Origin of the sequence: Streptomyces prunicolor NBRC 13075 (assembly GCF_000367365.1) — a bacterium.
Lineage (GTDB): Bacteria > Actinomycetota > Actinomycetes > Streptomycetales > Streptomycetaceae > Streptomyces > Streptomyces prunicolor.
Genome location: NZ_BARF01000002.1, coordinates 48,824 through 62,738 on the forward strand (window position 1 = coordinate 48,824; position 13,915 = coordinate 62,738).

Sequence of the window (13,915 nt, forward strand, 5' to 3'; positions counted from 1 at the left end):
AGACGGCAGGTATGGGTGCTCGGTCACACGTTCTACGTCACTTCGGCGTGCGACCTCCCTCTCATCTCACTCCGCGAGCACAAGGAGTGCCCTTAGACTCCCTCGCGTGACACGTCGCGGGCCGGTTGGCAAGATGGCCTACGCGGTCGGCAAGGTGCGGTAACAGGGAGGAAGCGTCTCGTGAGCAGCAGGCCATCCCGAGGCGCTGCTCGCCTCGCAGCCATACTCGACGCGCTCCCGGACGCGTTGGTACTGGTCAACGCCAACGGGACCGTCGTCAACGCGAACACCATCGCGCTCGAAGCCTTCGAGGCCCCGGGCACCGCGCTCGTCGGGCGCGGACTGCTGGACCTGCTGCCGGAGTTCGACTCCCGGCTCATCCCGGGTTCCATGCGCCGCCCCGACTCGATGGACCCGCGCGGCCGGACCAAGCCGACCCGCATGACCGCCCGCCGCACCGACGGCTCCGAGTTCCCCGTCGAGGTCACCAGCGCCAACCTCGAGGACGGCCAGCAGGCCTACGACGGCTACGGCTACACCTCCGACGAACTCCTGATGCTCGTCGTGCGCGACCTCTCCGGGACCGTGGACACCGAGGCCGAGCTGGCCCGTTCGCAGCGGCAGACCGAGATGATCCTGCGCGCGGCGGCCGAGGGCGTCGTAGGGACGGACACGGACGGGCGGGTCGTGCTCGTCAATCCGGCCGCCGCCCAGATCCTCGGGTACCGCGCCAGCGACCTCGGCGGCAAGGAACTGCACACCCTCATCCTGCACTCGCGTGCGGACGGCTCCCCCTTCCCGTACGCGGAGTCGCCGCTCGCCGACACCCTGCGCTCCGGGCGCAAGCACCGGGTGCGCGGGCAGGTGCTGTTCGCCAAGAACGGGGACCGGGTCTCCGTCGACCTCACCACCGCGCCCGTGCGCGACGGCGACCAACTCGTCGGCGCCGTGATGACCTTCACCGACCGGCGGCCCTACGACTCGCTCGCCGAGGAGAAGGACGCGGCCGACAAGGAGCACCGCGACCAGCTGGAGCGCCTCGACGAGGAGCACGCCTCCGAGCTGACCTCGCTGCGCCAGAAGCACATCACCGAGATCGAGGAACTCCAGGAGCAGCACGAGGAGGAACTCGCCGCGAACGAGGAGCGGTACGCCGCGCTCGGGGAGCGGGAGAAGGACCGGTTCGACGAACTGGCCGGACGGCACGAGCAACTCCTCACGCTGCTCGGGCGGTCGTTGCGCGGGCCCCTGGACGAACTGCGCCGGGAACTGGCCGCGTTGGCCGCCGATGACGCGGGCCAGCTGTGGCCCGAGGCCAACCAGGTGCTCCATCACCTCTCGGCGGGGTACTCGCGCATCACGCAACTCATCGACAACGTGCTCGGTTACCAGCGGCTGGAGACCGGCGCCGACCACATCACCCGTACGAAGGTGATGCTGGACGCCGTCGTGGCGGCCGGTGTCGACGGGGCCGTGGAACTGATCGGGCCCGGGCGGGTGCAGTTCGCCGTGCACGCGCCGCCCATCGAGGCCGAGGTCGACCCCGTTCTCCTCGCGACCGCGCTCGCGCATCTCGTCGCGGATGTCGCGGGCGTCGACGCGACCGGCAACTCGCCTGTGTCGGCGGGCGGTTACATGGACAACACGGTCGTCGTGGCGGCGGCGCAGCGCGGTGAGGTCGTACGGATCGAGGTGCGCGGGCCGTACGCCGGGGGAGACCCGGTGCACGAGCCGATCGTGCGCGGGATCGTGCGGGCGCACGGCGGTGTCCTCCAGACGCACGACGTGCCGGGCATGAGCGGCAGCGCGTATGTCCTGGAGGTGCCCATCGGGGGCGGGGCCGGCGCCGTAGCCGCTCCGGCCGCGACCGGTGGCGGCGCCGAACTCGCCCTGCCCGAGCCCGCCTCGGCCAGCAACGGACGCCGGCGCGCCCGGCGGTCCTCCGTGGACGCGTTCCTGGAGAGCGAGGTGCCGGGGTCCGATGACACCGGTGGCTCCGACGGCTCCGGTGGCGAGGCCGCGGTGCCTACTGGGCGGCGCAGGAGGCGGGCGGGCGATGAGTCCGCGGCGGTCGCGGTGGCCGGTGAAGCGGGGGGCGAAGGTGCGTCCAGCGGTACCGGGCGGCGGCGTGGACGGGCGGCCGACGGTGATTCCGCGGACGGTTCCCCAGGTGTGTCCGGGGGTGTCTCCGAGGGCGCTGTGATGACGGCGGCGGAGCATGCCGCTGGAACTGCCGCTTCAGGTACGGGACTTGGTGGCACCGTGTCGCCGCGAGGCGTGCCCGTGGGCGGTGAACGGCAGGCGCTGCCGGCCGCGTTGCCCGCGAGCGGCTCCGCCGATGCCGGCGACGACTCCGACTCCGGTGGCGAGGACGGGCAGCCGACCGGGCGTCGGCGGCGGGCCCTGGCCGCTGCGGCCGAGCGGGCCGCGGCGCAGGAGGCGGGGGCGCGGACGGTGTTCGCGTTGCCGCCGGCCGAGGCCGATCGGACGCCGGAGGTCTCTGGGGCTACGGCTGGGACCACGGCTGCGCAGGCTCCCGGGGTTCCGGTTGGGCCCGGGGTTGCCGTCGCGCCTGGGGTTCCGGTTGTGCCTGGGCAGGTTCCTGGTGGGGTTCCCAGTGGTCATCCCGGTGACGACGGGCGGCACGATGCCGTTCCGGTTGATCAGTCCGAGGATCACACTCCGCCTCAGCCGCATCCCGCGAGCGCGCCGACTGGGCGGCGGCGTCGGGCTGTTGCTCAGCCGCAGCCGCATCCTCAGGCGCAGGGCGCGGAGTCGGTGCCGGTACAGGCCGGCGCCCCGGTTCAGGCCGGCGTCGAGGTGCAGGGACAGGGGCAGCCCGGTGCGGTGGTTCCGGCGCAGGGTACGGCCGGGCAGGGGCAGCAGGGGATTCCGGCGCAGGTCGGTGCGGGGCAGCAACAGGGCGTAGGACAGGTGGGAGTTGGGCAACCGGGCGCTGGTCAGGTGGTCGGGGGGCAGCCCGGTACCGCCATGCAGCTTGCTCCCGCGCAGAGTCTTCCCGCTCCGGGGCAGATCCCGGCGGGGCAGCCGTTGCCGGCCGAGGCGGTTCCCGGTCAGGGGATCCCGGCGCAGGGCAACCCCGGGCAGGGCGGCCCTGGTCAGCCGGTTTCGCCGCAAGGCATCCAGGGGCAGGGAGTGCAGGGGCAGGGACTTCCCGGCCAGCCGGTCTCACCTCAGGGAATCCCGGGGCAGGGAATCCAGGGCCAAGGAGCACCCGGTGTTCCGGGTCAGCCGATTCCGCCCCAGGGCATTCCCGGTCAGGCCGCGCCCGCTCAGGGGCAGCCCGTCTCGCCGCACGGCATTCCCGGTCAAGTCGCCCCGGTGCAGGGCCAGTCCGGTGGGCCGGTGCCGCCGCAGGCACTGCCCGCCGCGCAGCCGAACCCGGCCGCGGGTACGCCCGGCGCGGCTCCGGCGCCCGTACCGGCGACCGGCGCCGAACCCGCCGTAGCGCCGAACCCGGCACCGAACCCGCAGCCGAACGCCAACCCGAATACGCCCGCGCCCGGGACCCCGGTCGCCGCGCGGGCCGCGCAGCCCTTGCCCGCCGAGGCCGCCGCCGCTGCCGTCGACCCCAACTCCACTCAGGGGCGGGCGATCAGTGTGCGGACGTTGGGGCAGGGGGTGCCGTTCACGCGGCAGGCCGCTCAGGTGCAACAGCCGACCGCTACGCCTCCGCCGCATCAACCGGGCGGGCGGCGGCGGAAGTTGGGGACGCGGCCCGATACCGGTGCCCCCGGGGCGGCGCGGCAACATCCGCAGGGTGAGCAGCCGCAGCCCTCCATGGCCGGGCAGTCGCGGCTCGCGCAGATGACCGAGGGCGCCGGACGGTCGTATGCCATAGGGGCACCGGACGAAAATGCCGCCGAGGGGCCGGAGCCGTTGGACGGGCCCGGTGGGGCTGTCGAGATCGCGGACACGCCCAGGCCGCAGCCGCTCGACGACGAGCTGCCCCCGGAGCCGCTCGACAATCCGCGTCGGCTGCTGGTGTGGCCCGCGCCGGACGTGACGACCACGCAGGCGCTGAGCGACCGCGGGTACCGGCCCGTCATCGTGCACTCGCGCGAGGAGGTCGACGCGCAGATCGCCGCGTTCCCGGCGGCGCTGTTCGTGGACCCGTTGACCGGGCCGATCACGCGGACCGCGCTTCAGTCCTTGCGGCAGGCGGCCGTCGCCGCCGAGGTGCCCGTGCTTGTCACCGCCGGGCTCGGGCAGGCCACGCGTGAGGCGGCCTACGGTGCCGATCCCGCCGTCCTGTTGAAGGCGCTCGCGCCGCGGGACAGTGAGCAGCATCCGCCGCGGGTGCTGCTGATCGAGGAGCACGCGGAGATCGCGCTGGCGCTGACCGCGACGCTGGAGCGGCGTGGGATGCAGGTGGCGCGGGCCGCGAGTGACGCCGATGCGGTGACTCTGGCCGGGCAGCTGAGGCCGAACCTCGTCGTCATGGACCTGTTGCAGGTGCACAAGCGGCGGGCCGGGATCGTCGACTGGCTGCGGGCGAACGGGCAACTCAACCGCACCCCGCTCGTCGTGTACACCGCCGCGGTGGACCAGGCCGACCTGCCTCGGCTCGCCTCCGGTGAGACCGTGCTCTTCCTCGCCGAGCGGTCGACGAGCACCGAGGTCCAGTCGCGGATCGTCGATCTGCTCGCCCGGATCGGTACCAACTAGCCCACGGCACGGTTCAGTTGGTGACGACCGCCAACTGGCCGTCGGGCGGGGCTACTTGGCGACCAGTCGCCGTGCCGCCTCCTTGATCGACTCGCGGAGGCGGTCGCGGTCCGGGTCGTCCGCGCCCACCAGGACGCGGCGCATCTGCGGTACGACGACACCCCAGTTAGCCATCGCGACCAGCAGGAAGAGGAGGTCGCGGGCCGGGATCGCGTCGGTCACGACACCCCGGTCCTGGCCGTCCTGGAGGGCGGCGACCTTGAACGCGTAGTGCTGCTGGCGCTCGACCTCGTCGGGGAGTTCGGCGGTGCCGTACTCCAGGCCCTCCCAGAAGAGGAGGCGGAGCACTTCGGGGTGGGCCTCGTGGTAGTCCATGAGGCGGTCGATCCAGCCCTCGATGTCGTCGGGGTCGACGGGGAGCTGCACGGCCAGGTCGAGCATGGACCTGCCGAGGACCTGCGTGAACAGCTCCGCCTTGTTGCCGAAGTAGGCGTAGATCAGCTGCTTGTTGGCCTTCGCCTCGGACGCGATGCGGTCGATACGGGCGCCCGCGATGCCGTGCCGCGCGAACTCGGCGACCGCCGCCTCGAAGATCCGGGCCTTGGTGGCCTCGGGGTCTCTGACTCCCATGGGGCCAGGGTACTCGGCGGGCGACGGTAACCAACTATTTGGTTGACAGGGAATTCCGGGGTGCCGCATGCTGTTCCAGCTTCCAACCAACCAGTTAGTTGCTAGAGCTGGCTCGAAGGAGTCCTACCGCTCATGTCCTCCGCAACCACAGCTCAGCCGGTGCATCCGGTGCAGGTCCCGACGGGAGCGCCGGTCCCCACGGCCGCCGACCGGCTCTTCCTCGTCCTCATCGCCGTCTGCACCGCGGTGACGGCCGCCAACATCTATCTCGCGGGCCCGCTGCTCCCCCTCATCGCCCACGACTTCGGCTCGACCCCGTCGGCGGTGGCCTGGATCGCCTCGGTCGCGCAGTTCGGCTACGCCACCGGTCTCCTCTTCTTCGCCCCGCTCGGGGACCGCGTGAACCGGCGCCCCCTGGTCGCCGCCCTCTCGGTGGCCACCACGGCGGCCCTGCTCGCCGGTGCCGCGGCCCCCGGCACCGCCGCCCTCGCGGTCGCCGTGTTCGTCGCCGCCGCCGCGACCGTCGTACCGCAACTCCTCGTCCCACTGGTCGCCGAACGCGCCCCCGCCCACCACCGCGCCCGCCATGTCGCGGCCGTCATAGCGGGCCTGTTCACCGGCATCGTGGCCGCGCGCGTGGTGGGCAGCCTGGTCGGCCAGGCCTACGGCTGGCGGGTCGTCTTCATCGGCTCGGCCGCCCTCACCCTCGTCCTCGGCCTCGCCACCGCGTACGTCCTCCCGTCCGAGAAGCGCCGCGGCTCCGGCCCGCTCTTCGCGGGCCTCGCGGCCCTGCCCGGCCTGGTCCGCAGCTCGCCCGACCTGTGGCGCGCGTGCCTGCGCCAGGCGGGGATGTTCGGCGCGTGGAGCGCCCTGTGGACGACCCTCGCCCTGCTGCTCACCGGTGGTTCCTACGGCTTCTCGACCGCGACCGCCGGGCTCTTCGGGCTCTTCGGGCTGGCGGCCAGCGCGGTGGCTCCGCTCGCGGGCGGGTTCGTCGACCGGTTCGGCGCGGGCAAGGTCGTACGGTCCGCGTATGCGCTCGCGGCCGTCTCCGTGCCGCTGTTCTGGCTGGGCGGGCACGTGCTGTGGGCGCTGTTCGTGGCCGCGATCGCCGTCCACGCGGCCCTGGTCGCCGCCCACGTCGCCAACCAGACCCTCGCCCTCACCACCACCTCCACCCCGGCGACCGCCAACACCGCCTACGTCGTCGCCGGCTTCACGGGCGGCGCGCTCGCCTCGTCCCTCGCGGGACCGGCGTTCAGCCACTGGGGCTGGGGCGGGGTGTGTGTGGTGGCGGGGGTGTGGCTGGTGATCGGGTGGGTGTCGACGGCCACGGGCGCGCGGCGGCGGTGAGTTCTTCTCCTACGACGATGACGTGGCCGTACGCCGGGCAGGGGCTGTGGGGCGCCCTGCCCGGCGGACCGGCCTGAACGGATGGGCGGTCAGAGCTTGGTGACGTCCAGGTCACCCTCGGCGTACCGCCTGCGCAGCACCTTCTTGTCGAACTTGCCGACGCTCGTCTTCGGGACCGACTCGATGATCGTCCAGCGCTCCGGGAGCTGCCACTTGGCGATCTTGCCCTCGTCGGCGAGGAAGGCGCGCAGGGAGGTGAAGTCCGCGGTGGAACCCTCCTTCAACACGACCGTGGCGAGCGGGCGTTCGCCCCACTTCTCGTCCGGTACGGCGACCACGGCGGCCTCGGTGACGTCCGGGTGGGACATCAGGGCGTTCTCCAGGTCGACGGAGGAGATCCACTCGCCGCCGGACTTGATGACGTCCTTGGCGCGGTCGGTGAGGGTGAGGAAACCGTCGGGGGAGATGGTGCCGACATCACCCGTCTTGAGCCAGCCGTCCTCGCTGAACTTGTCGGCGGGGCGCAGGGGTTCGGCGTCCTGGCCGTTGTAGTAGGCGCCGGCGATCCACGGGCCGCGCACCTCCAGCTCGCCCGCCGACTCGCCGTCCCAGGGCAGCCGTTCGCCGCCGGGGCCGGTGAGGCGGGCCTCGACGCTCGTCGGGAAACGGCCCTGGGTCAGCCGGTACTCGAACTCCCGCTCCGTGCCGACCGCTTCGGCCGGCGGGCGGGAGACCGTGCCCAGCGGGGAGGTCTCCGTCATGCCCCAGGCGTGGCAGACCCGCATGCCCAGCTCGTCGAAGGCCGCCATGAGCGCGGGCGGGCAGGCCGAACCGCCGATGGTGACCTGGGTGAGCGAGGAGACATCGCGGGGCTTGGCGGTGAGTTCGGCGAGCAGGCCCTGCCAGATGGTGGGCACGGCCGCCGCGTGCGTCGGGCGCTGGCTCTCGATCATCTCGGCGAGCGGGGCGGGTTGGAGGAAGCGGTCCGGCATCAGCATGTTGACGCCGGTCATGAAGGTAGCGTGGGGCAAACCCCAGGCATTCACGTGGAACAGTGCATTTAAAGGGGGAGAGAAGCGGCTCGGTGGCTACGCCTCGATCTCACCCGCGAGGGCGGCCTCGACCTCGGCCTCGATCAGGCCGGGCCTGATCCACAGCTCAGCGGGCGACCAGTCAGCACGCGTGCCGAACAGTCCGCGGCATACCTTCTTCGGCGCCCACGGGTCCGGTTCCCACACGGGGTGAATCTCGGTCCGGACAGACAACAGCTTGCCTTCGGCGTCGCGGATGTCGTAGCAGACCACCCGCCGCACGATCTGTAGGAGCATCGCGTTCTTCTCGATCGGCTTGAAGGATTCCCACTCCGCGAGCAGGCCGACGATCAGCTCTTGGAAGTCCTCACGGACAGGCGTCACTACGGCCTCGCCAAGATCGCCCAACTGCTTGAGCAACTTCCCTTTGCTGCCAAGGAACTTGTTCTTCACCCGCTCAAACGAATCGCCCGGGTACTTATTCGGGTTGAGCGCGTTCTCTTCGACGAGCCGGTCGATAGCGGCGTCGATCGTCTTCAACTCGCGAGTGAGGTTGGCGCGCTGACGCTGGGCAACCTGCTTCGGGTCTACCTTCGGCGCGGTGTCCTCGCCGGGGGTCGCTGGCGCGGCGTCGATGTCGGCGGCGATCCCCTCACGGCCGAGCCAGTCGAAAACTTCGTTTTCGACCTGCTCGCGCTTGACGTTGATCCCCTTCGCACAGGCGCTCTTGGATACATGCTTGTTCCGGGTGCACACCAGCCAATACCCGTTGACCTGTCCCGTCTTGCGGGTGTCCGAGGCGTGGCTTATGTGGTGGCGGCACCGGCCGTGGGCGAGCATGCCCGAAAGGGTGTACGTCGCCTTGCGAGCGCGCGGCGCGATGTTCTTGGTTAGCTTCCGGTGTGCCTGGTACTCCTCCCATTCCTCTGACTCGATGATCTTGGGCTGTGCTCCGGGGAGAAAGAGCATCCGGTTGTACGGGCACTTGCTGATGGACGGGTCGTTGCTGTACCCACAGCGGCACTCGCGGTCGTGAGTGCGGAGCCATCCGGCCGCAAAGCCTGAGTCCATGTACCGGGCGATCGAACTCGTGCTCCACAGGGCGCCGCGCAGCGTACGGACCTGCACCTCTTCGTTGAGCCAATGGGCGATGGTGTTGAGTCCCTGGGGAACTGGTTTCGCGAGCTTGCGCTCGTACATCTCCTGAAGGATCGAGGCGTGATCGGGGTGGAAGACGTACCGCTCGTCTTGGAGGCGCCACCCGCCGGCGGCGTCCATGTCGGGGACGCGTCGGGGGTGCCACACGTACCCGAACCGGCGCCGCCCGGTCGCGGGTAGCTGGTGCTGAAGCCGGTATTCGTGTGTTTCCCGCCACTGCTCGCCAGCTCGGTTGGATTCGAAGTTGCCGAAGGCGAAGATCATTTCTCGTTGCAACTCACCGACGGCGGTCCGGGCATCGACCGGTTCCGTGGCTGACTCCAGTTCGCCGCCGACGGCCTCAAGGCGGGCGAGGTTGGCGGCGTTGCCGGTCCGGTTGCGGCCGAACCGGGAGAACCGCCATACGGCGATGCCGCGTGCCTCTCGGCGTTCCACGCGCTCGATGGCGCCCATGATCTTGCGTTTGAAGTGGCGACCGGACTCGTCCAGGTCGACGATCATCGGTTCGAGCAGGCAGCGCCCGGTGCGGGCCGCCCACTGCCTGATTGCTGACTCTTGCAGTTCCGGGCTTATCTTCTCCTCTTTCCACGTGCTGACTCGGATGTACCCGAGCCATAGGTCGTCGGTGTCCTGCGACCCCTGGTACTGGGGCGGTAAGTACAGAGTGCTCACTGAGCTTTCCGTTCGACTCGTCGGACAAGGTTCGGGCGCAGTGTGATCACGTTGCCCGCGCCCTGCTCGGTGCGGTCCTCCCGGTTGCCCGGTTCGGGCGGGGTGGGTGCGTCGAGCAGGCCGCGGGCGACGTGGTCGAGGGCGCGGTTGTATCCGGCGCGGTCGGCGTCGGCGAGTTGGTCGTCGGTGGCGCGCTGGGAGTTCTGCACAGTGCGGATGATGGTCAGAGGAACGGCGGTGAGGACGACGAACAGGCCGGTCCCGAACAGGTCGTCGTTGTTGCCGAGTAAGCCGACAGCGCCCGCGCTAAGCCCTACCGCGAGCAGGGTGAAGGCGAATACGGGCATGTATCGGTGGGTCACTGTGCTACCTCTCCGTGCGGTTAGTTCTCGGCGATGCGTCCCTCGCCGTTCTCGGCGCGCTGCTCTCGCAGGGTGGCGGTCATGTTGACGAACAGGCGGCGTGACTGCGGGTCGGTGATGCCTAGTTCGTCGGCAGCGGTTTCGGGTGTCAGTGGGTTGGTGCTGGTGGGATTGCGGACATCGTGCAGTTCGCGTGCGCTGAGCACGCCGGCGGCGACGAGCACCTCGGCGAGGGGCAGGCGAAGGGCGGTGGCGATCGCCTGAAGTGTGCGTGTCTCCGTGACGGCCTGGCCCCGCAGAATGCGGCTGACGGTGCTGTTGCTGAGGCCGGCGGCTTCGGCGAACCTGCTTTGGCCGCCCCCCTTGGGTGCCAGGTCATAGCCGCGTTGATCAATCTGGCTCCTGAGCCAGGTGCCGAACTGCTCCGGCGTCGCGCGATCGTTCTCGCCCGAGTTCGTATCTTCCATGGACGGAACATACCTTCCACGGAACGTAGCCACCAGGCGACCACCCAAACGCGCCCGGAACATGCATGTTTGACACGGTTCACCCCCAATGAACTGCGGCGATGCACTCGAACAGGTGACTGATTGTTGTCGGGCATATGCCTAGTGTCAATGTCATTCGGCAAGCACCTTCCGCACAGACGTTCGACTCGTCTGGTCACACCAGCATGTTAACGTTCCTTCCACGGAAGGAAACAATCCTTCCGTGGAAGGAAGGTGCTCATGTGTGACCGCGCCGCCTTGATCGCCGCCGCTCGACAAACGGGGGCCCGCATTCCGTCAGACACAGCACGACGATTGAAGGTTGCCCGGACCACCGCACGGCGCTTGCGGAACGGACGCTCCGCCCCAAGTGCCAACGTAGCGGCGGCAGTTGAAACGCACTATGGCGTTTCCGCCGGGCAGTTGATCACGCGGGACGCCGCTTGACCGGCGACGTGATCCCCCGCGAGCAGGCCATCGCCAGCGCTCGCCGGGTCCTCGACGCCGCCCGTAGGCGCCGCGACCGCGACCGCGCCGCCGGCCGCCTCGCCCCCGAGGCCGAACTCGTCTTGCGCCGTCTCGAACGCCAGCAGCGCCAGCAGGCGCCCGCCGTCGAGCACCGCGCCGCCGCCTGAGAACACGGAGGGCCGCCCGGATGCGACCCGGACGGCCCTCCCGACCGAACCCCGAGAGGTACCGACCGTGAACACCTCCAAGCCTATCCACCGCGCGCCCCGCGCCGCCCTCGCCGTACTGGGAGCCCACCGCGCGCGGAGACGCCTCGCCCGTAGGGAAGTGATCGCCCGGCAGCTGGACGCCATCGCACCCGGCACGGTCCACGTGCGGACCGTGCCTGTGCAGACCGACCGCGACGGCGAGCAGCGCGCCGCGACGTGGGTCGTCCTCGACGACGTCCTCGGACTGCCGGTCAAGGCCGACCGCACCGGGCACCGCGCCGCCCGCGGCCTGCTCGTCCGCATGTTTCCCGGCGCCGACTGGTCGCGCGCCCTCGCCTACGACGCCCGTACGGGCGACCTCCGCCTCGACGAGCCCGCCGCGCCCGCCGCCCTCGGCTTCGAAGGCGCCCCGGAGCCGCTGCGATGATCCCTCAACTCACCGCCGACGGCCTCGCCGTCCGTCTGCCGGTCGCCCACCGCACGGCGCGCGTCCTCGACGAACTCGCCCTCGCCTACGCCGAGGGACCCGAGGACGTCGGCCGCCTGCTCGCGCTGCACGCCGCGCATGTCGTCCGCCTCGATCACGCCGTCGTGAGCGAGGACATGCCCGAGTTCGAGCGCAACATCCGTGCCGCGCAGGCCGACGCGAGTCGTGAGGCCCTGCTCGCCGAGGCGCCGAGCGCCGACGGCCTCGACCCGCTGCTCGGCCCCGACGACGCGATCACCCTCGCCGGCCGCATCACCCGGTTCGCCGCCCGGATACGCCTCGCACCGGACAGGAGGACGCACCCGTGACCCTGACCCTTGAACGCGCCGCGCAACTGCTCGCCGAGCGCGCCGTCGAGATGGTGCCTGGACAGCTCGCCATCCCGGACGGCCCCCGGATCGGTTCCCTGTGTTCCGGGTACGGCGGGCTCGACATGGCCGTCGCCGGTCTGCTCGGCGCGTCCGTGGCGTGGCACTGCCAGTACGACCCCGACGACAGGCACCAGTACGCCGCGCGCATCCTCGCGCACCACTGGCCGACCGTCCCAAATCATGGCGATGTCACGGCCGTTGACTGGTCGGAGGTCGAGCCGGTCGACGTCCTGACCGCAGGTTTTCCATGCCAGGACGTGAGCCTTGCGGGAAAGCGCGCGGGCGTGATCGGCGACACCGTCGTACCCGCGGGCGTCCTGCTGTGCGGGAACTGCCGGTGGGGCGAGCACGACCTCGCGACGTGTGAAGCGGCCTCGCCGTCCGGCGCCGTGCCCGCGCGCCTGGCCGGCATGGAGGCCGCCGCCGCGGTCGCCGAACTCAACGCCCGCGACCTCGCCGACCCGGCGGGCCCGCCGCCCGAGCGGGTGATCAGGGGGAACCGGTCCGGTCTGTGGTTCCACGTCGCCCGCGCCATATCCGTACTGCGACCCCGGTTGGTGGTGATCGAAAATGTCCGCGGGCTTCTCTCGGCCAAGGCCGTTCGCGGTGTGGGACCCGACAGCCCGCCTGTGGATGAGGACGGCGGAGACGCCGACACTCTTCGAGCTATCGGCGCCGTACTCGGCGACTTGGCCGACCTCGGGTTCTCTGCGGAATGGCACGTGCAGCGCGCATCCGATGTCGGGGCGCCTCACCAGCGTGAGCGCGTTTTCATCATCGCGTGGCCTGCTGCCGACCCCGACCACGAGCGAGTGGAACGGACCGGGGACGCCGGACGGGAACCGCAACGACACGTTGCGGGCCCGCATCGCGCACCTTCCGACGCCCCTCGCGAGGGACAGCCGGGGCAGGGGGCACGACGACGGCCTACCGGCCGTCGTACGGCTGCTGAAGACCCCGACGGCATCGCTCGGGATGAGCGGGGGGTCGCAGCACCCGGAGAAGAGGAAGGGGGGCGGGCACGGCCCGACGCTCGCCGACGAGGTCGAGCACCTGCTACCGACGCCGAGGGCGAGCGACGGCACGAAGGGGAGCCCGAATCAGAAGTACGGGGACGGGACGCCGACGCTGGCGAGCGCGGCAGCGTCGATTGGGGCCCCTACGGTCACGCCGTTGCGCAGTGGGAAGCGATCACGGGGCGACCGGCACCCCGGCCAACTGACGATCGAGGCCGCCTGACCCCGGCGTTCGTCGAGTGGATGATGGGGTTGCCCCTCGGCCACATCACGGGTGTGCCGGGCCTGTCCCGCCCCGCCCAGCTCAAGGCGTTGGGCAACGGCGTCGTCCCGCAACAGGCCGCGCACGCGCTGCACTTCCTGTTGCACCGCGCCGGGATCGCCGCACGGTTCGGACTGGCCGCATGAGCGCCGTCACGTCCGTACAGGGCGTTTCCGTCGACCTCGCCCTCGCGTTCCTCAAGCGCACCCGCGAGACCGAGGGCGGACACCGCGAGTGGACCGGCACCCCCGCCAAGGGCGGGGGCCGGTTCCAGCACAAGGGCGCGTCGTTCACCGCGTTTCAGGCCGCGTTCATCCTGTGGCACGGGCGGGCCCCGGTCGGCAGCGTCTCGCCGTCGTGCGAGGTGGCGACGTGCTGCTCGCCCGCTCATGTCGACGACCAGGAGACCCGCGAGCGCGAGCGTGCCGCCCTCGCCGGCGTGAAGGGCATGCGGCACCGGCCGCGCAAGTGCAAGCACGACCAGGCCGTACACGGCCGCCACCGCGACGACGGCCGGCAGTACTGCGCGGAGTGCAACCGGCTTTCCAGCAAGCCGAGTTGCGAGCACGGCAACCCGACGTGCCACGACTCCGAGGTACGGCCCTACCCGTGCGGGCCACGGTGCGAGGAGCACCAGCCAGCCCGCACCCGCCCGTTCGTCACCGCCGCCGCATGACCGCCCCGGGGCGAGGACTGGCCGCCGAGCCCCTCGCCCCGGG

Annotated in this window: 11 protein-coding genes and 1 pseudogene; 7 read left to right on the forward strand and 5 right to left on the reverse strand. The window is 71.1% G+C overall.

Annotation, left to right across the window (positions count from 1 at the left end):
* Positions 1 to 180: 180 nt before the first annotated feature.
* Entirely contained in the window at positions 181 to 4,689 is a 4,509-nt protein-coding gene (locus tag SPR02S_RS00570; RefSeq protein WP_086021574.1) for a hybrid sensor histidine kinase/response regulator, read from the forward strand.
* Between the two features lie 51 nt (positions 4,690 to 4,740).
* On the opposite strand, the gene SPR02S_RS00575 is transcribed toward SPR02S_RS00570, so the two are convergent.
* Positions 4,741 to 5,319 carry a TetR/AcrR family transcriptional regulator gene (locus tag SPR02S_RS00575; protein ID WP_019054983.1) on the reverse strand — a complete coding sequence of 193 codons (579 nt, stop codon included), beginning with the start codon at positions 5,317 to 5,319 and terminating at the stop codon, positions 4,741 to 4,743.
* 132 nt (positions 5,320 to 5,451) lie between these two features.
* On the opposite strand from SPR02S_RS00575, the gene SPR02S_RS00580 reads away from it, so the two are divergent.
* Complete coding sequence (locus SPR02S_RS00580; RefSeq protein ID WP_019054984.1) at positions 5,452 to 6,672, forward strand: MFS transporter; 1,221 nt, start codon at positions 5,452 to 5,454, stop codon at positions 6,670 to 6,672.
* 89 nt (positions 6,673 to 6,761) lie between these two features.
* Here SPR02S_RS00580 and SPR02S_RS54850 read toward each other — a convergent pair.
* From SPR02S_RS54850 to SPR02S_RS00600, 4 genes and pseudogenes are all read right to left on the reverse strand, one after another.
* Positions 6,762 to 7,724, reverse strand: a pseudogene (locus SPR02S_RS54850) (AMP-binding protein); the annotation flags it as partial.
* Between the two features lie 36 nt (positions 7,725 to 7,760).
* The gene (locus SPR02S_RS54855; protein WP_019054986.1) at positions 7,761 to 9,533 is read right to left on the reverse strand and encodes a recombinase family protein; all 1,773 of its coding nucleotides are present in this window, start codon (positions 9,531 to 9,533) and stop codon (positions 7,761 to 7,763) included.
* Entirely contained in the window at positions 9,530 to 9,880 is a 351-nt protein-coding gene (locus tag SPR02S_RS00595; RefSeq protein WP_019054987.1) for a hypothetical protein, read from the reverse strand. Before SPR02S_RS00595 ends, SPR02S_RS54855 begins: the two co-directional genes overlap by 4 nt.
* Before the next feature lie 35 nt (positions 9,881 to 9,915).
* On the reverse strand, positions 9,916 to 10,362 hold the full coding sequence (locus tag SPR02S_RS00600) for a helix-turn-helix domain-containing protein (protein ID WP_019054988.1): 447 nt from the start codon (positions 10,360 to 10,362) through the stop codon (positions 9,916 to 9,918).
* 464 nt (positions 10,363 to 10,826) lie between these two features.
* Here SPR02S_RS00600 and SPR02S_RS62085 point away from each other — a divergent pair, with 464 nt between their 5' ends.
* From SPR02S_RS62085 to SPR02S_RS58800, 5 genes are all read left to right on the forward strand, one after another.
* On the forward strand, positions 10,827 to 11,018 hold the full coding sequence (locus SPR02S_RS62085; protein ID WP_026150082.1) for a hypothetical protein: 192 nt from the start codon (positions 10,827 to 10,829) through the stop codon (positions 11,016 to 11,018).
* A 67-nt stretch (positions 11,019 to 11,085) separates the two neighbouring features.
* Complete coding sequence (locus SPR02S_RS00610) at positions 11,086 to 11,487, forward strand: hypothetical protein (RefSeq protein ID WP_245607467.1); 402 nt, start codon at positions 11,086 to 11,088, stop codon at positions 11,485 to 11,487.
* Positions 11,484 to 11,855, forward strand: a complete 372-nt coding sequence (locus SPR02S_RS00615; RefSeq protein WP_019054991.1) for a hypothetical protein — start codon at positions 11,484 to 11,486, stop codon at positions 11,853 to 11,855. Before SPR02S_RS00610 ends, SPR02S_RS00615 begins: the two co-directional genes overlap by 4 nt.
* Positions 11,852 to 13,342 (forward strand): DNA cytosine methyltransferase, encoded by a 1,491-nt coding sequence (locus SPR02S_RS00620; protein WP_019054992.1) that lies wholly within the window; start codon positions 11,852 to 11,854, stop codon positions 13,340 to 13,342. Before SPR02S_RS00615 ends, SPR02S_RS00620 begins: the two co-directional genes overlap by 4 nt.
* Complete coding sequence (locus SPR02S_RS58800) at positions 13,339 to 13,872, forward strand: hypothetical protein (protein ID WP_019054993.1); 534 nt, start codon at positions 13,339 to 13,341, stop codon at positions 13,870 to 13,872. Before SPR02S_RS00620 ends, SPR02S_RS58800 begins: the two co-directional genes overlap by 4 nt.
* Positions 13,873 to 13,915: the final 43 nt, after the last annotated feature.

Coding starts and splice junctions, on each gene's coding strand:
- SPR02S_RS00575 (WP_019054983.1), bottom strand. CDS start 5,319: ATGGGAGTCAGAGACCCCGAGGCCACCAAGGCCCGGATCTTCGAGGCG.
- SPR02S_RS00580 (WP_019054984.1), top strand. CDS start 5,452: ATGTCCTCCGCAACCACAGCTCAGCCGGTGCATCCGGTGCAGGTCCCG.
- SPR02S_RS00595 (WP_019054987.1), bottom strand. CDS start 9,880: ATGCCCGTATTCGCCTTCACCCTGCTCGCGGTAGGGCTTAGCGCGGGC.
- SPR02S_RS00600 (WP_019054988.1), bottom strand. CDS start 10,362: ATGGAAGATACGAACTCGGGCGAGAACGATCGCGCGACGCCGGAGCAG.
- SPR02S_RS00615 (WP_019054991.1), top strand. CDS start 11,484: ATGATCCCTCAACTCACCGCCGACGGCCTCGCCGTCCGTCTGCCGGTC.
- SPR02S_RS58800 (WP_019054993.1), top strand. CDS start 13,339: ATGAGCGCCGTCACGTCCGTACAGGGCGTTTCCGTCGACCTCGCCCTC.